This window comes from Reyranella sp. (assembly GCF_965227665.1).
GTDB lineage: Bacteria > Pseudomonadota > Alphaproteobacteria > Reyranellales > Reyranellaceae > Reyranella.
The window spans coordinates 2,073,958-2,090,718 of record NZ_OZ245767.1 but is presented as its reverse complement, the minus strand read 5'-3'; the positions used below and the strand labels follow the sequence as shown (position 1 = coordinate 2,090,718).

Annotated in this window: 17 protein-coding genes; 7 read left to right on the top strand and 10 right to left on the bottom strand. The window is 66.1% G+C overall.

The window, feature by feature from the left end:
* Positions 1–27 precede the first annotated feature (27 nt).
* Complete coding sequence (locus tag ACO07I_RS10125; RefSeq protein WP_422016870.1) at positions 28–1,248, top strand: acyltransferase family protein; 1,221 nt, start codon at positions 28–30, stop codon at positions 1,246–1,248.
* Between the two features lie 308 nt (positions 1,249–1,556).
* Entirely contained in the window at positions 1,557–1,814 is a 258-nt protein-coding gene (locus ACO07I_RS10120; protein ID WP_422016868.1) for a DUF2798 domain-containing protein, read from the top strand.
* 11 nt (positions 1,815–1,825) lie between these two features.
* Here the strand turns inward: ACO07I_RS10120 and ACO07I_RS10115 are convergent, their stop codons facing one another.
* From ACO07I_RS10115 to ACO07I_RS10105, 3 genes are all read right to left on the bottom strand, one after another.
* Positions 1,826–2,572: an alpha/beta fold hydrolase gene (locus tag ACO07I_RS10115; protein ID WP_422016866.1), complete on the bottom strand. Its 747-nt coding sequence runs from the start codon at positions 2,570–2,572 to the stop codon at positions 1,826–1,828.
* A 62-nt stretch (positions 2,573–2,634) separates the two neighbouring features.
* A complete protein-coding gene (locus ACO07I_RS10110; protein ID WP_422016864.1) occupies positions 2,635–3,789 on the bottom strand; it encodes a M20 family metallopeptidase in 1,155 nt (384 codons plus the stop codon).
* 64 nt (positions 3,790–3,853) lie between these two features.
* Entirely contained in the window at positions 3,854–5,095 is a 1,242-nt protein-coding gene (locus tag ACO07I_RS10105) for a Zn-dependent hydrolase (RefSeq protein ID WP_422016862.1), read from the bottom strand.
* Positions 5,096–5,171: 76 nt separating this feature from the next.
* On the opposite strand from ACO07I_RS10105, the gene puuE reads away from it, so the two are divergent.
* Both puuE and ACO07I_RS10095 read left to right on the top strand, forming a co-directional pair.
* On the top strand, positions 5,172–6,086 hold the full coding sequence (gene puuE, locus ACO07I_RS10100; RefSeq protein ID WP_422016860.1) for an allantoinase PuuE: 915 nt from the start codon (positions 5,172–5,174) through the stop codon (positions 6,084–6,086).
* A gap of 234 nt (positions 6,087–6,320) precedes the next feature.
* On the top strand, positions 6,321–6,773 hold the full coding sequence (locus ACO07I_RS10095; RefSeq protein ID WP_422016858.1) for a hypothetical protein: 453 nt from the start codon (positions 6,321–6,323) through the stop codon (positions 6,771–6,773).
* Between the two features lie 64 nt (positions 6,774–6,837).
* On the opposite strand, the gene ACO07I_RS10090 is transcribed toward ACO07I_RS10095, so the two are convergent.
* Genes ACO07I_RS10090 through ACO07I_RS10080 form a run of 3 tightly spaced genes read right to left on the bottom strand, consistent with a single transcriptional unit; the run spans position 6,838 to position 10,043 of the window.
* Entirely contained in the window at positions 6,838–8,040 is a 1,203-nt protein-coding gene (locus ACO07I_RS10090) for a pyridoxal phosphate-dependent aminotransferase (RefSeq protein WP_422016856.1), read from the bottom strand.
* Between the two features lie 13 nt (positions 8,041–8,053).
* A complete protein-coding gene (locus ACO07I_RS10085; protein ID WP_422016854.1) occupies positions 8,054–8,902 on the bottom strand; it encodes a DMT family transporter in 849 nt (282 codons plus the stop codon).
* Position 8,903: 1 nt separating this feature from the next.
* The gene (locus ACO07I_RS10080; protein ID WP_422016852.1) at positions 8,904–10,043 is read right to left on the bottom strand and encodes an amidohydrolase family protein; all 1,140 of its coding nucleotides are present in this window, start codon (positions 10,041–10,043) and stop codon (positions 8,904–8,906) included.
* Positions 10,044–10,129: 86 nt separating this feature from the next.
* Here ACO07I_RS10080 and ACO07I_RS10075 point away from each other — a divergent pair, with 86 nt between their 5' ends.
* Positions 10,130–11,875, top strand: a complete 1,746-nt coding sequence (locus tag ACO07I_RS10075) for an FAD-dependent oxidoreductase (RefSeq protein WP_422016850.1) — start codon at positions 10,130–10,132, stop codon at positions 11,873–11,875.
* 46 nt (positions 11,876–11,921) lie between these two features.
* On the top strand, positions 11,922–12,383 hold the full coding sequence (locus ACO07I_RS10070) for a CHRD domain-containing protein (protein ID WP_422016848.1): 462 nt from the start codon (positions 11,922–11,924) through the stop codon (positions 12,381–12,383).
* A gap of 365 nt (positions 12,384–12,748) precedes the next feature.
* Here the strand turns inward: ACO07I_RS10070 and ACO07I_RS10065 are convergent, their stop codons facing one another.
* Positions 12,749–13,576 carry an amidohydrolase family protein gene (locus tag ACO07I_RS10065; protein ID WP_422016846.1) on the bottom strand — a complete coding sequence of 276 codons (828 nt, stop codon included), beginning with the start codon at positions 13,574–13,576 and terminating at the stop codon, positions 12,749–12,751.
* A gap of 10 nt (positions 13,577–13,586) precedes the next feature.
* Entirely contained in the window at positions 13,587–14,615 is a 1,029-nt protein-coding gene (locus tag ACO07I_RS10060; protein ID WP_422016844.1) for an aldo/keto reductase, read from the bottom strand.
* Positions 14,616–14,679: 64 nt separating this feature from the next.
* Here ACO07I_RS10060 and ACO07I_RS10055 point away from each other — a divergent pair, with 64 nt between their 5' ends.
* Positions 14,680–15,321, top strand: a complete 642-nt coding sequence (locus tag ACO07I_RS10055; RefSeq protein ID WP_422016842.1) for a glutathione S-transferase family protein — start codon at positions 14,680–14,682, stop codon at positions 15,319–15,321.
* Positions 15,322–15,327: 6 nt separating this feature from the next.
* Here the strand turns inward: ACO07I_RS10055 and ACO07I_RS10050 are convergent, their stop codons facing one another.
* Together ACO07I_RS10050 and ACO07I_RS10045 are read right to left on the bottom strand one after the other, a co-directional pair.
* Positions 15,328–15,852: a hypothetical protein gene (locus tag ACO07I_RS10050; protein ID WP_422016840.1), complete on the bottom strand. Its 525-nt coding sequence runs from the start codon at positions 15,850–15,852 to the stop codon at positions 15,328–15,330.
* On the bottom strand, positions 15,833–16,747 hold the full coding sequence (locus ACO07I_RS10045) for a TauD/TfdA dioxygenase family protein (protein ID WP_422016838.1): 915 nt from the start codon (positions 16,745–16,747) through the stop codon (positions 15,833–15,835). Before ACO07I_RS10045 ends, ACO07I_RS10050 begins: the two co-directional genes overlap by 20 nt.
* Between the last annotated feature and the right edge of the window lie 14 nt (positions 16,748–16,761).

The following is a 16,761-nucleotide window of genomic DNA, read 5'->3' as shown; positions in this document are numbered from 1 at the left end:
GTCGGCGGGTCCGACATCAACCGGGGCGTGTTGCTCGTGAAGTCCGTCGCTGTCGCCACCACCGATTCGTTCGTCCGTTCCCACGACAGACATCGATCCCTTCGCCAGGCTCCCCTTGTCCGCATCGCGAACCCGGCGACGCGTTTCCCGGCGTTCGACACTCTGCGTGTGTTTGTGATCGCGCTCGTCGTTCTGCAGCATGTCGCGCTGGGTTACATGGCCGGCGGTCAGGCTGTTTCCGGCGGCTCCTACACCAACGGCAGCGCGCCGGTCGTGGACATGGCGCAATGGTCCGGATTCAACGTCATCGTCACCTGGACCAACGGCTTCTTCATGCCGTTGATGTTCCTGCTGTCGGGCCTGTTCGTGCGTCCCTCGCTCGCGCGCAAGGGACTGCGCCAGTATCTCATGGACCGCGCATTGCGACTGGGCGTGCCGCTGCTCGTGGGCATCGTGACGATCGTGCCGCTTTCCTATTACGCCGCCCACCTGTTGAGCGGGGGTGGCGAAAGCCTCGCCACCTTCTGGAAGCACATGGTGACGGTCGGACCGTGGCCGAGCGGGCCGCTCTGGTTCGTGGGCGCGCTGCTGGTGTTCGACGCTGCGCTGGCGATGGTGCTCGCGCAGGACCGCGTGTGGGAATTGGCGCGCCGTACCGGCCTGTTCCTCGACCGCTTGCCTGCAGGCGCGTGGCCGATGCTCTTCATCGTGGCCAGTGCCGCAGCCTACCTGCCGTTCCATCTCGCCTTCGGCACGTCGCATTGGCTGACGGCCGGTCCGTTTGGCATCCAGTCGAGCCGCATCGGTCTCTACTTCCTGTCGTTTGCCGCGGGCGCGGTCATCGGCCCCGAGCGGCTGGCGCGCGCGTTCGAACGCCAGTGGGTGAGGTGGCCTCTCTTGGCCATGATCGCAACGGCTCCGTTCTTCGCGCTCGACGGACGGCAGGTGCCCGCGTGGGTCGATGGCGTGATGCTGGTGCTGTTCTCGACGATCACGGCGTTTGCGCTACTGGCGTTCGTCGTCCGGTTCTCCCGCACGCCGGGCCCCATCGGAAACAGCCTCAGCGCCAATGCCTACGGTATCTATCTCGTTCATTGGCCGATCGTGCTGTGGCTGCAGTTGTTCCTTTTGTGGACCCCGCTTTCGCCGCTGGCCAAGGGAGCGCTCGCCATGGTGCTGGGCTTCGGGTTGAGCTGGGCCGCCTCGAGCCTGCTGCGCCGGCTGCCGGGGGTGGCGCGCGCCGTCTAGGGGCCGTTGAGAAAGGCCTTCCCGCAGGAGCCGGAGCGCACTATCGATCCGTACGCGGTACCCTGGTACCGGATTTAGGGGTGCGACTCCGGCTTCGATTGTTTCGTTTGTTTCGATTATTTCGTTTGTTGGTCGGGGCATTGCCGGTTTTGCGGGCCATTCGGCAACATTGCTATTGCGAAGGACTCGCAACTGCGGTAGGAAAGGCTCGTCTTCGAACGAAGATCGTAAGCGTCTCACGTAAGGCAACGCAGTCAACCGTCGCAGGCCTCGTCTGCCGTGGCCTCGACCCTGCGTGAGATACTGTCTTGCTTGCATATATTGGATTGCGCCGTCTGCCGGCGCGCTACGCTGCGATCGTTCTGCCCCTCGTCCTGTCGCTCATCATGACCTTCGTCGTGTCGGGCATCTCGACCGCGCGAAGTGCCGGGCTGTCGCCCGGCTTCGTGTCGACCTGGATGAGCGCCTGGGGCCTGTCCTGGCTGGTCGCGTTTCCCGTTCTCCTTGCCGTCATGCCGGTCGTCCGGCGGATCGTCGGCCTGATCGTCGACACACGGCCAGGCTGACGATCGGCCCCTCAGGGCCGGTGCGCCTCCAGGAACATCCTGATGTGGCGCACCGCCAGAGGGACGCGCTCCGGCGTGTCCTTCCACGGATAGAGCGTCACCTGCGAATTGGGCGCCAGCATCGCCACTTCCATCGCGACCTCGTAGGGATGCGGCGGGCTGTCGTCGGGCGCGACCAGGATCGGCGTCCTGCAGGCCTTCACGAACTCGCGCGGCACGGTGAACACGAAGTCGGATTTCTTCGTGTACATGTTGGTGAGGAACTGGCTCACCTGGTCCATCGTGACGTCGGGGCGCCTGGCCACGAAGTCGGGGCCCCAGCCCTTCATGTTGTTGTCGTAGAACTGGTTGGGCAGCTCGGGCCGGAAGCCCGACGGTTGCGTCAGCACGGCGGCGATCACGCGGTCGCCGACCCGCTTGATCAGGTTCCAGATCATCGGCTGGCCGATACAATAACCCAGCACCATGAACCGGTCGGCGCCGAGATGGTCCATCAGTCCGACATGGTCATCGGTGAAGGAATCCCAGGTGCGCTCGATGTCGAGCGGACCGGTCGACTGGCCGCCATTGGCGTTGCGCAGGTCGGCGACGACGCAGCGGAAACGGTCGCTGAATTCCTTCAGCGCGCTGAACGGATGCGTTTTGTCGAGACCGCCGATCGTCGAGTTCAGGCCGCCGCCCGGAATGATCAGCAGCGGCAGACCCGAGCCCGCCTCTTCGTAGTGAATACGGACGTCGCCTTTTTCATAGAACGGCATGGTTTTTCTCCCTGCCGCCAGCGTGCCATGCGCGGCGGCAGGGTGCAAAGCACAGGCCGCGATCAGCCCAGCAGCCGCTTCACCACGTCGAGCTGGATGTGGGCGGCGTCGACCATCTCGGCGATCGGCACGCTCTCGTTGGCGGCATGGCCCTGCGCGCCGGAGCCGGGGCCGAAGTTGATGATCTCGATGCCGTCGTCGGCGTAGTAGCGGCCGTCGCTCACGCCGGTGGCGTTGAGGAACTTCACCTTGCGCCGGCTGTGCGCCTTCACCGCGGCCTCGAAGGCGCCGACGGCCGCGCCGTTCTCGGGCGCGAAGAAGCCGTTGGTGCCGGTCAGGAACTCCACGCCATACATCGACTTCGGCTCGCCGACGCCGTCGACCACCTTCTTCAGCTCCTTGAAGGCGTCCTTCACCTTCTCGTTGGGCAGCAGGCGGCGGTCGATCTCGACGGTGCAGGCCGACGGCACGACGTTGGTGTTGTGGCCACCATGGAACATGCCGATGTTCACCGTCGACTTCATCGCGCCCGAGACGCGATCCGCCAGCGCCTTGTCGTAATAGGAGCTGAGCGCGCCCACGAGGCGCATCATGCGCATGATGGCATTGTCGCCGGCCGCCGGGTTGCCGGCATGGGCGGCGCGGCCCTTGGTGGTGAGGCGCGCCCACATCACGCCGCGCTCGGCCACGATCAGGTTGTTCTCGGTCTGCGCGCCCAGGATCAGCGCGTCGGGCCGCACCTTGCCGCTCTTGCGCAGGTACTCCATGCCCTCGGGCCCGAGATTCTCCTCGTCGGCCACGAAGGTGAAGATCAGCTCGCCCGAGGCCGGGCCGCCGCGGCGCGCAATCTCCTCGGCGATCCAGATTTGCACGGCCATGCTGCCCTTGCAGTTGCCGGCGCCGAGCCCGTAGACGAGGCCGCCCTTGACCAGCGCCTTGTAGGGATCGCTCTTCCAGTTGGTGCGCTCGCCGACGCCCACCGTGTCGACATGGGCGTTGAAGGCGATCACGGGGCCTTTCTGCTTGCCCTTCATCCGCGCCACGACATTGTCGACGCCCTTCTTGTGGGTCGCGATCTCGACCTTGTAGCCCGCCTTCTTCAGGCGCTTGGCCGTATAGGCGCAGATCTCGACCGAGGTGCCGGGCGGGTAGGGGCTCGGCAGCGCGATCAGGTCGGACAGGATCGCTACGAGTTCGGACTGCATCTTCTTGGACATGGCGCGGTATCTTTCTTCAACAACGTGCGTGTGGCGACAAATCGTGCGTCGGCGATGGATGGGTTCAGCGGTTGGCCAGTTCGACCAGCACCTCGACCAGGACGCGGGCGCCGGCGGCAAGGTCCTGCGGGGTGGCATTCTCGATTTCGTTGTGGCTGATGCCGCGCTCGCAGGGAACGAAGATCATGCCGGCGGGGCAGAGATGGGCGATGTGCATGGCGTCGTGACCGGCGCCCGACGGCATGTCCATGTTGGAGAGTTGCAGCTCGTTCGTCTTGGCGCGCACCAGGTCGACCACCATCGGATCGAAGTTGGTGGGCGGCACGGCGGTCACGCGTTCGATGCCGGCCGAGCAGGGCGCCGCCTTCGCCGCCACGATCTCCTTCAACTTCTTCTCGTGCGCCTCCAGCACCGCATCGTCGGGGTGGCGCATGTCGATGGTGAAGGTGGTCTGGCCCGGCACCGTGTTGGGCGAGCCCGGCGCCACCTCGACGCGGCCGATGGTGAAGCGCAACGTGTCGTCGGCATCGGTCGTGGCCTCGTACATAGCCTGGGCCATGCGGAGCGCCGCGGCGAAGGCATCCTTGCGGGCGGCGCGCGGCGTGGTGCCGGCATGCGCTTCCTCGCCATGCGTGGTGACGATGTATCGGCGGCTGCCCTGGATGGCGGTCACGACGCCGATCGTCTTGTTCTCGTTCTCCAGCCGCGGGCCCTGCTCGATATGGGCCTCGACGTAGCCGTCGAGCGCGAAGCCGGGCCGGCCGTCGAGCAGCGGGGCCGGGGCGTTCTTCAAGGTCTCGGCGAGCGCGTCCTTCAGCACGACGCCCTTCCAGTCCTTCGCCTGCAGCATCTCGTCGAGGTCGTAGTGGCCGGCGAACACCGCCGAGCCCATGGCGCCGGGCTGGAAGCGCGAGCCCTCCTCGTTGGTCCAGGCGACGGCGACGACCGGGCGGCGAGTCGTCACGCCGGCATCCTCCAGCGCTTCCAGCGCCTCGAAGGCCGCCAGCACGCCGTACATGCCGTCGAAGCGGCCGCCGGTCGGCTGGCTGTCCATGTGCGAGCCGCTCATGACCGGCGGTGCGGACGGGTCCGCGCCCTCGCGGCGCACGAAGAGATTGCCGATCGCATCGGTCGAGACCGCGAAGCCGCGCGCCCTGGCCCAGGAGCCCAGCAGGTTGCGCGACGCCGCGTCTTCGGCCGACAGCGCCTGCCGGTTCACGCCGCCCTTCGGCGTGCCGCCCAGCTTCGCCATGTCGGCGTGCCGCTGCCACAGACGGTCTTCCCGGATCGCGTCGGCTGCGCCCATTTCGCCTCCTCAAGCTTGTCGCGCGAGCTATAGCCGCGCCATAGTCGGGCTTCAATCTGGCGTATCCGGGGGCCTCATGCACAACCATCTCGACCGCAACCTGATCGGCTATGGCCCCAACCCGCCGCATGCGCAGTGGCCGGGGGATGCCCGCATCGCGGTGAGTTTCGTGCTGAACTACGAGGAGGGCGGGGAGAATACGATCCTGAACGGTGATGCCGCTTCCGAGGTCTTCCTGACCGAAACGCCGGGCGGCACGCCGATCGAGGGCGGCCGCGATCTCTCGACCGAATCGATGTACGAGTATGGCAGCCGCGCCGGATTCTGGCGCATCCTGCGGCTCTTCCAGGAGCGCAACATGCGCTTCACTTCGTGGGCGGTCGGCCGCGCGCTGGAGCTCAATCCCGCCGCCGGCAAGGCGATGGCCGAAGCGGGCCACGAGGTCGCGAGCCACGGCTGGCGCTGGATCAACTACAAGGACTTCACGCTCGAGCAGGAGCTCGACCATATGCGGAAGGCGGTGAAGGTGATCGAGCAGACCGCCGGCCGCGCGCCGGTCGGCTGGTACACCGGCCGCTTCGGCCTGCACACGCTCGAAGCCGTCATCAAGCATGGCGGCTTCCTCTATTCGAGCGATTCCTATGCCGACGACCTTCCCTACTGGGTGAAGGTCGGCGCCGAGCCGCACCTGATCATTCCCTACACGCTCGAAGTGAACGACATGAAGTTCGGGGTGGCACCGGGCTTCACGGCGGGCGATGGCTGGCTGCAGGCGATGAAGGACAGTTTCGACGTGCTCTATGCCGAGGGCGCGCACGTGCCGAAGATGATGTCGATCGGTCTGCATTGCCGCCTCGCCGGACGGCCGAGCCGGGCCGCCACGCTGGCACGCTTCCTGGATTACGTGGCATCGAAACCCAAGGTCTGGGTCGCCACCCGCGAGGAGATCGCACGGCACTGGATCGGGACGCATCCGGCCGCGAAGGGCTGATTCTCGGCTCCGCCGTTACAATTGAAACACGAAAGGACTCGCGGGCCCGCCAGGCCGCGAGGCGCGCCGATCGTGTCTTTCGCGGTCGCCGAAGCCGTCAAAGCCTGGCCGGCCGCCATTTTGTCGACACCGGACCGGGCTAGTCCGCGCCTGTAGTGCGGCGGCGGGACCTGCCAGGCCTGCCGGCGGCCGGGGTTTACCCTGGGGATAAACTCGTGTGAACAATGTCGGGTCGTGAACGCTTTTCAGCCAACCCTCCTGCCGATCCTGCTCGCCGCGCTCTGCGTCGGGCCGGGATGCGCCAAGAAGCCGCCGCCGGCAGCCGCCGTGCCGCAAGGCCCCACGGAGCACGAGCAGTACGTCCAGTCGCGCAAGGACGAGGTCGTGCAGTCGCTCGCGGTCTGCGAGAGCGGAAGCTGGGGCCCGCACTCGAATCGCATCAGCGGCGGACGCGGTTCCTATCACGGCCGCTTCCAGTACACGCCGCGCACCTACATCACCCTGCAGCAGCGCCGCGACGGTACGGTGCTGACGACCCGCGAGGCGATCGAGGCGGCGCAGGATTACGAGAAGGCCGCCGCTCTCACCTCCTGGGTGATGTTCGAGCAGGGCGAGACCTGGCACTGGCCGCTTTGCAACCGCAAGCTTGGTCTCGCCGCCAAGGTCCAGGAAATCAACGCGTTATAGTCGCGGTCTTTCCTCGGAGCGCGCCACTCCAGTGGCGCTCGGAAGGCCATGAGCGACAGATCGCTCAGCTGAGTTCGGCGCAGAACTCCTGGATGCGCGTGCAGCCCTCGCGCAGGCTCGCCATGTCGGTGGCATAGGAAATCCGGAAGTAGGGGCTCATGCCGTAGGCGGCACCCTGCACCGTGGCGACATGCTTTTCCTCGAGCAGCGCGGTGACGAAGTCGGTGTCGTTGGCGATCCGCGTCCCGCCCTTCGTCGTCTTGCCGATACAGCCCGCGATGTTGGGGAACACGTAGAAGGCGCCCTCGGGCAGGTGACAGGTGACGCCCTTCGCGGCGCGGAGCATCGTCACGACTTCGTCGCGGCGCTTCTGGTAGTCGGCGGCCCGCTCCTTCAGGAGATCCTGCGGGCCGTTCAATGCGGCGGCGGCGGCGGCCTGGCCGATCGTCGAGATCCCGGAGCCGATCTGGCCCTGCATGTTGGTCATGGCCGCAATCATCGCGCGCGGACCGCCGGCGAAGCCGACCCGCCAGCCGGTCATCGCATAGGCCTTGGAGGCGCCGTTGACCGTCAGGGTGCGGTCCTTGAGCGCCGGCTCGACCTCGGCCACCGTGCTGAATACGGCGTCGCCGTAGACCAGGTGCTCATAGACGTCGTCGGCCATCACCAGCACGTGTCTGTGCTTCAGGAGCACGTCGCAGATCTGGCGTATCTCGGCCGGCGAGCACACGGCGCCCGTCGGGTTGTTGGGGAAGTTCAGCACCACCCATTTGGTCTTCGCGGTGATGGCGGCGTCGAGATCGGCGGCGCGCAGCTTGAACTGGTTGTTCTCGGGGCAGGAGACCGACACCGGCTTCGCGCCGGCGATCACCGCCTGGTCGGCGTAGGAGATCCAGCCGGGGGCGGGGATGATGACCTCGTCGCCCGGGTTCACGCTGGCCATCAGCGCGTCGTACATGATCTGCTTGCTGCCGTTGGAGACCATGATCTCGTCCAGCGCATAGTCGAGATGGTTGTCGCGTTTGAACTTGCGCTGGATCGCTTCCTTGAGCGACCTCACGCCATCCTGCGGCGGGTACTTGGTGTCGCCCGCCAGCGCCGCCTGGTGCGCGGCCTCGATGGCGTGGGACGGGGTCGGGAAGTCGGGTTCGCCCGAGGACAGGCCCACGATCTTGACCCCCTGGGCGCGCAGGTCGCGCACCTTGCGGGTCATCGCGGCCGAGGCCGACACCTTCACGTTCTTCAGACGATCGGCAACCTCGAACATGTGTCCCCTTGCTTCAGCTCTTCGTGCGAATGGTGAGCGCGATGCCGCCCAGAATGGCCGCCGACGCCAGCAGCAGCCGCGCGGTGATCGGCTCGGCGAGTAGCACCGCGCCGCCCAGCGCGGCAATGGCCGGAACGCAAAGCTGTATTGTGGCGGCCGAGGTGGCGGTGAGCGCGGGCAGCGCCGCGTACCACAGCACATAGCCCAGCCCGGACGTCACCGCGCCCGAGAGGACCGCGTAGATCAGGCCGGTCTGGTCGGGGCTGGTCCCCGTCGCGGCCGCCAGGCTGAGGATCGCTGCGAAGGGGACGGCGCGTATGAAATTCCCGCCGGTCGCCGCGGTGGCATCGCCCGCGCCGCGTCCCAGCAGGGAATAGATGCCCCAGGCGAGCCCGGCCGCCAGCATCAGCCCCGCCGCCAGCGGCGGTGGCGCCGAGAGGCCGGGCAGCAGCAGCCAGACGAGGCCTGCGATGGCGATCAACACACCGACCAGGCGGAGGCCCTTGAGCCGCTCTCCGGCGAGCAATCCATAGCCGGTCATGGTGAGCTGCACCGCGCCGAACAGCAGCAGCGCGCCGGTCGCGGCGGTGAGGTCGCGATAGGCGAACGAGAAGCAGACCGCGTAGGCGAACAGCATGGCGGCCATCGGCCAGCTGCCCGCCGCCGTCGGCCGCTTGCCCCGCGCGCGAAGGAGGACGGCGAGAAGCAGCGCGCCCGAAGCGAGCCGGATCGAGGTGAACGTCGCCGCGTCGATCGACGTGTCGCGCAGCGCCACACGACAAAGCAGCGAGTTGCCGGCGAAGGCCAGCATCGCGAAGACGATCAGGAGGGCGGTGCGCGCCCCTCCGCCCTCCCGACCCATGTCAGTGCGCGAGCCCGTAGAGCTTCATCGCATTGTCGCGCACGATCTTGCGCTTCACCTCGGGCGTGACGCCGGTCAGTTCCCGGGCCAGGAACTCCTGGCTGTCCGGCCAGATGCCGTCGGGATGCGGATAGTCCGAGCCCCACATGACATTGTCCTCGCCGAGATGGCGCAGCAGCTCGATGCCGACCGGATCGGTCTGGTAGGTGGCGTAGAACTGCCGGTGCCAGTACTCCGAGGGCTTCATCTTGAGGTCGAGGTCCTGGAACTGGTCCTCCCATTCGAGGTCCATGTGCTGCAGCACATAGGGGATCCAGCCGAGGCCCGCCTCGCCGATCACGATCTTGAGGTTGGGATAGCGCGCCGGTGCGCCGGAATAGATCAGCCCCATCAGCATGGTGCTCATGTGCATCTGGAAGCCGGTGATGTGCACGGCGAAGATGCGGCGCTGGATTTCGGGCGTGAACTTCGTGACGTCGGGCGAGCGGCCGCCGATCGTGTGGAAGTGCAGCGGGATACCGGTCTCGTGGCCGAACTTCCACAGTGGCTCCCAGAACGGATCCCAGAGCGGCGTCATGTCGGGACGGTTGGCGATGTCGAGCCCCTTCACGCCGCGCTTCGCACACCGCATCGCCTCAGCGACCGATTCTTCCATGTCGTAGTTCGGAATGTTGGCCAGGCCGACCAGACGATCGGGCGCCTGCTGGCAGAAATCGTGGAGCCAGTCGTTGTAGATGCGCAGCATCACGATCGCGGCTTCCGGGTCGTTCAGCCGGCCGCTCGATCCCAGCACGCCGTACAGCACCTCGGCCTGCACGCCGTCGCGGTCCTGGTCGTTGAGGCGATGGTCGACCTCGGTCAGGCGGCGGATGCCTTTCTTGCCGTCGTCATAAAGACCGGTCGAGGCCATGCGGTCGGAGCGGTGGATGATGCCCGGCACGTATTCGCGTCCGGCGGAGCCCATGCCGTTGACCAGTCCGAACTTGGCGCCGTTGGCGCTGGTCCATTCCGGTCCCTTGGGCCCGTCGACGACATGCGGCATGCGTGCCTTCATCGATGCGGGTGCGTTGCTGGTGAAGAGATCCGGCGGCAGCCAGATCAGGTCGATATGCCCATCCGCGGAAATCACGTCGTATTTCATCGTTGGTTCCTCCCGGGCGCCCATTCCTCTGGAGTCGTCCTTCTTCTAGAGTGCGCCGCCTGCCTGTCCGTCGCAATGGGATGACAATGACCGAAACCGAGTGGCTTACCGAGTTTGCGTCCGCGTTGAAGAGATCCGACATCGAAGCTGCGACGGCGATGTTCGACGACGAATGCTACTGGCGCGACCTCGTCGCCTTCACTTGGAACATCGTGACGCTCGAGAGCCGCTCTGCGATTGCTGACATGCTCAAAGCGCGGCTCAGCGATGTGAAGCCCGAGTCCTTCCAACTCTCGGGCCGGCCGGGCTGGTTCACCTTCGAAACCGCGCAGGGCCGCGGCACCGGGCATGTCCGCCTGAAGGACGGCAAGGCCTGGACCTTCTTCACCGCGCTGATGGAGCTGAAGGGCTTCGAGGAGAAGAGGGGGCCGTCGCGCGAGAACGGCACGCAGCACGGGGCCTTCAAGGATCGCGTGACCTGGACCGACCGCCGCAAGGCCGATGCGAAGGAGCTGGGTTTCGAACGCCAGCCCTACGTGCTGGTGATCGGCGGCGGGCAGGGCGGCATCGCGCTCGGCGCCCGCCTGAAGCGGCTGGGCGTCTCGACCCTGATCGTCGACAGCAATCCGCGGCCGGGCGATGCCTGGCGCAATCGCTACAAGTCGCTCTGCCTGCACGATCCGGTCTGGTACGACCATCTGCCGTACCTGCCGTTCCCCGATCACTGGCCGATCTACACGCCCAAGGACAAGATGGGCGACTGGCTCGAGTCCTACACGAAGATCATGGAACTCGATTACTGGTCGTCGACCACGTGCAAGGGCGCGTCGTTCGATGAGAAGACGGGCGAGTGGACGGTCGTCGTCGAACGCGACGGCCGGGACGTGACCTTGACGCCGAAGCAGCTCGTCATCGCGACCGGCATGTCGGGCTTCCCGGAGATTCCGAAGTTTCCCGGTGCCGAGCTCTTCAAGGGCACACAGCATCATTCCAGCCATCATCGCGGTGGCGAGGGCTGGGCCGGCAAGACCTGCGTCGTGGTGGGCTCGAACAATTCCGCGCACGACATCGCCGCCGACCTCTGGGAGCACGGCGCCGACGTCACGCTGCTGCAACGCTCGCCGACTCTCGTGGTGCGGGCCGATACGCTGGCGCGCAACCGGCCGCTCTATTCGGAGGAGGCGGTGGCGTCGGGCATCACCACCGAGATCGCCGACCTCACGACGGCCTCGATGCCTTACGGCGCCCTTCCGACGGTGGCGCAGCCGGTAATGGAGCGGATCCGGCACGAGGATGCGGATTTCTACGCGCGGCTCGAGAAGGCGGGCTTCAAGCTGACCTTCGGCGAGGACAATACCGGCATCGGTCCGATGTATCTGCGTCGCGGCTCCGGCTACTACATCGATGTCGGCGCCTCGGAGCTGATCGCCGATGGCCGCATCAAGCTCAAGTCCGGCGTCGAAATCGAGCGCATGACCGAGGATTCGGTCATGCTGAACGACGGCAGCGAACTGAAGGCCGACCTCGTGGTCTACGCCACCGGCTACGGCTCGATGAACCAATGGGCCGCCCAGCTGATCTCGCCCGAGGTCGCCGACAAGGTCGGCAAGTGCTGGGGCCTCGGCTCCGACACGGCCAAGGATCCCGGCCCCTGGGAAGGCGAGCTGCGCAACATGTGGAAGCCGACGGCGCAGGAGAACCTTTGGTTCCACGGCGGCAACCTGATGCAGTCGCGGCTCTATTCGATCTTCCTGTCGCTGCAGCTCAAGGCGCGGCTGGAGGGTCTGCCGACGCCGGTCTATGGCCAGGGCCCGGTGCATCACAAAGCGTGACGGGGAGCGGGGACGCGGGGCGGACTGGCGACGTAGACTAAACAGTATGCATCGCTCGACCCGCCGCCTCGTCCTCTCATTCGGCCTCCTGCTGGCCGCCTCGGGCTGCTCGTTCAACATGGGCGAGCCCAACCTGCCGAAGACCGACCTGCGCGCGGACCTGAGCGGCGCGCGCGAGGTGCCGGCGACCGACAGCAGGGGCGAGGGCTATTTCGCCGCCACGTACCGGCCGTCGACCAAGGTGCTTGAATACAGGATCAACCTGGTGCGCCTGAGCGGCCCGGTCCGCCAGGTGGGGCTCTACGGACCCGCGGCGGCGAACCAGAATGCTGTGCAGGTCGTTCCCATCGACGTGCCCTTCTACGCCGACCGCTCGACCGTGAATGACGGCGTCACGCTTACCGAGCAGCAGGCCAAGGAAGTGCTGGCCGGCCTCTGGTACGTCAACGTCCTGACCGAAAAGTACCCCGACGGCGAGATCCGCGGGCAGATCCTGCCGCTGAAGTAGCATTCCCGTCGTCTCGACCGGAGCGCCGCAGGCGCGAAGTGGAGAGACCTTGGCTCCACTAAATGCCGGCAATTGGTCGAGACAAGGTCTCTCCACTTCGCCTCGCTGCGCTCGGCTCCGGTCGAGACGACGGAGTCGTTGGTGGAACTATGCATTCCGGGCGCATGGGCGACCTTACTGAGCCAGCTTTCTGTAGAGATCGGCGTACTTTGCATGGCTGCGCTCATAGGCCTCCATCACATGAACGCGCGGTTGCTCAAAAGGCACATCGTAGGCGATTGACCGCTGCTCGCAGCCCTCCGTTTCAGTCGTGAGCTTCTTTCGCGGAGTACTCATGTCGATTCCTCAATGCGATGGCGATCCGCTCAGTCGAACTTCAGCTTCCAGTCGATCCATTCGCAGAGGCCGCGGCCCATCACGTCCTCGAGGTCGCGTCCCTTCAGCCAGGGGAGTTCCTCGGTGAAGAAGGTCACGCACTGGCGGTAGGTGCATTGCATGCGGGTGATGTCGGTGCCCCAGAAGAAGCGCTTGGGACCGAAGGCATCGAAGATGCGGTGCAGACCGTCCTGGATGTTCCGGAACGGGTAGCCCTTGGTCGAATAATGCGGCGCGCCGGTGGCCTTCACTGCGACGTTGGGCAGCTTGGCCAGCGCTACCAGCTTGTCGAGATGGATGAAGGCCTCCTCGTCCTGGCCGTGACGGTTCAGGCCGCAATGGTCGACGATCATCTTGAGGTTCGGGTGCTTCTCGGCGATCTCGCGGAACTTGTCGGGGAAGATGCCGCCCATCGTCGCGACCGGAATGCCTTCCTTCTCGGCGGCCGGCCACACCCAGTCGAGCAGCCCGTCGTTCAGCCACTTCTGCTCGGCCGGCTGCAGCAGCGCCCAGCGCAGGCCCATCATGCCGGGCTGGTCGCGCCAGCCCTTGATGCGGTTGCGGCTCTCGGGGTCCTCCAGCGGGAACTGGCCCATCACGGCGAAGCGGTCGGGATATTTCCGCGCCGCATCGAGGGCCAACTGGTTGGAGGTCGGATCCCAGCTGTAGGGCGGATGGATCAGCGCGGCAGCGACGCCGGCCTCGTCCATCTCCTTCAGCGCCTGCTCGGCCGTGAAGCTCTCGACCTTGCGATGCAGGCCCGAGGGCGGCGTGACGGTCTGCGACCAGATATGGATCTGCGCGTCGACGATCTTCATTCGAGCTTCCTCAGTTCGGGGTCGGTGCCGCGGCGTCGAGCAGCTTCGCCTGCTTGAGCTCGCTCCACAGCTCGACCGGAATCTTCACGTTCATGTAGGCCACGTTCTGCTTCACCTCCGCGACGCTGAGTGCGCCGGGAATGACGGAGCAGAAGGCGGGGTGGAACAGCGGGAACTGCATCGCTGCGGCGCCGAGCGGCACGCCATGCCGCTGGCACACCGCCTCGATCTTCTGCGCCTTCTCGACCAGATGCTGCGGGGCGGCAACATAGTCGTGCGTCGCGCCGGCCTTCACGTTGCCGGTGAGGATGCCGGAATTGTACGGCCCGCCCAGGATAACCGAGACGCCGCGCCTGGTGCATTCCGGCAGGAACTCCTCCAGCGCACCCTGTTCGAGCAACGTGTAGCGGCCGGCCAGCAGCATGCAGTCGAAGTCGCCGGCCTTGATGAAGCGCGTGCTGGTGTCGCTCTCGTTGATGCCGACGCCGATCGCGGAAATGATTCCGGCCTTGCGCAGCTCGTCGAGCGCACGGAAGCCGGAGTCCATCACCGTCTTGAAGCGCTCGTCGAGGATCGCGCGATCCTTGATCGTCCAGAAGTCCACGTCATGGACCAGCGCGATGTCGATCCTGTCGAGGCCGAGCCGGAAGTGCGAATGCTCCAGCGAACGCATCACGCCGTCATAGGTGTAGTCGAACTGGGGCACGAAGCCCGGCAGGCCGTTCTCGCGAAAATCCCTGGGCAGCACTTCACCCGGCTTCCGCACATGCAGGATTCGGCCGATCTTGGTCGAGAGCACGTAGCTGTCGCGCGGCTTTTCGCGCAGCGCCGCGCCCATGCGCAGCTCGCTGCGGCCATAGCCGTAGAAGGGCGAGGTGTCGAAGTAGCGGATGCCGGACTCGTAGCCGTCGTTGGTGAGCTGCACCGCCTCCGCATCGGAGATGGAGGCGCGAAAGCCACCCATCGGCGCGCCGCCAAGACCGATCTCGGTGACTTCCAGTTTCGTTTTCCCGACCTGCCGGCGCTTCAGCGCTGTCATGTTCGTTTCCTCCGAGGACGGGGGAGAGTACGAATTGCCTCGGGCCAACGCCACAGGAGAGACCATGAGCGACGAGCGCCTCGTTCTGCACGGCAGTTTCACGTCGAGTTCGAGCTACAAGCCTATGCTCTTCCTGGCGCTCTCGGGCCTGCCGTTCTCGTTCCGCACGGTCAATCTGAAGAACGGCGTGCAGAAGGAAGCCGCACACCTCGCCCTCAACCGCTACGGCCAGGTACCGGTGCTCCGGCATCGCGGTCTCACGCTGGTGATGTCGAACGTGATCCTCGACTATCTCGCGCGCACCACCGGTCAGTTCGAACCCAAGACCGAGCAGCATCGCTGGCAGGCGCGCGAGTGGCTGTCGTGGGAGAACGACGCCATCACCAACGTCGCGCGCGTCCGCCACTTCGCGCGTTTCCGCCCTGACGTGCCGCAGGACATCGTGAACTTCTTCCGGCCCGGCGCCGAGGCGGCGTTGGACTTCGCGGACAGGTCGCTGGCGGGCCGCGAATGGCTGGTGGGCGATGCCTGCTCGATCGCCGACATCGGCTGCTGGGGCCGCATGGTCTTCGCCCACGAAGGCGGCCTGTCGATCGACAGCCGTCCAAACCTCGCCGCCTGGCGCGAGCGGATCAAGGCGCTGCCGGGCTTCGCGCTGCCCTACGACCTGATCCCCAAGAAGGATACGGAGTTCGAGGGGCGCTGAAGGCACTCAGCGTGGCGGACTGATCTTCATGCTCCCAAGCACGGCTTCGGCGATTTTCCGCTGCGCCGGCGAATTGTCCGCAGCTTCGATCCGGCTGAACAACGCGAGGCGCGTCTTGTCGATCCGTAAGATGTACAGCGTCAGTCTCACAACGTCGCCGGCATCGTTCGTCGCCGCCGAAGGATAGGAAAAGCCCGGACATCCCGATATCGAAACGGCGTCCTTGCGTTTCGGCGGGGCCGCCTTGGCGACCTTGAGCGCCACTGTGGCGATTTCGTCGATGGTGTCATCGTCCCACGGCGCGTCGCCCGTCTCCAGCATCAGGGTGAAGGCCATACTGTGATCGCCGCTGGCCACGAGGAGACTGTCGTCGTCGCCTTCCTCGGTCGTCCAGTCGTCGGGTATGCGCAAGGAGAAGGCCGGATTGCCGGTCGCCGGAAAACGCACGTCCTTGGCGACGGCGGGCTGTGCGGCGAACGATACGGCACACAGCGCCACGAGGATTGAAAGGCTACCGAGCTTGATCTTCATGTTGTGTCCCCTGCTGCGCCACCGTCGGGCCTTCGCTCATGGTCGTGGTACGGCGCAGGTCGCGAACGATGTTGAGGTCGTCGAAGCGGCGGACGCGGTGCATGGTGGTGCGGTTGTCCCAGATCACGAAGTCATGCTTCGTCCAGCGATGGACGTAGACGAACTCGGGCTGCGTCGCATGTTCCATCAGGTCGCGGATGAAGGCCATCGCCTCGGGCCGCGGCCAGCCGACGATGGCGCCGATATGAGCCGAGAGCAGCAGGGATTTTCGACCCGTCACCGGATGGGTGCGCACCAGCTTGTGCAGCACCGGCTTCATGCGGTGGCGTTCCTCGTCGGTGAAGTTGGTGAAGCCCAGCTGGCCGCGCGAGTAGATCAGCGAGTGCTCGCAGACCAGGTCCTCGATCTCGGCCTTGGTGGCGTCGTCGAGCGCGTCGTAGGCGGCGCGCATGTCGGCGAACTCGGTGTTGCCGCCGTCGCGCGTCACGATACGGCCGCTCAGCAGAGAGTAGCGCGCCGGCACGACGCGGAAGGTGGCATCCGAATGCCACAGCCGGTTGCCGAGGGCGGCCATGCGCCGGCGGTCGTCGCGCTCCAGCTTCCTGTTCTCCTTGTCGAGGTTGGAGACGTCGGCGAAGGCATCGTGCAGGCGCATGTCCGCCGCGGTCATGCCCGTGTTGGCGGCTACCTGCAGCGGGCCGAAGTTGCGCGTGAAGTCGAGCTGCTGCTCGTCGGTCATGTCCTGGCCGGGCAGGACGAGCACGGCATACTTGTCCATGCCGGCCTCGATCGCCGCGACATCGGCCGGCGTCAGCGGCCGCGTCGCATCGATGCCGGTCATCTCGGCGGCGAAATGGGGCTGCAGCGGCTGGAGCGGACGCGTCTCGATCGGCAACAGGACCTCCCTTG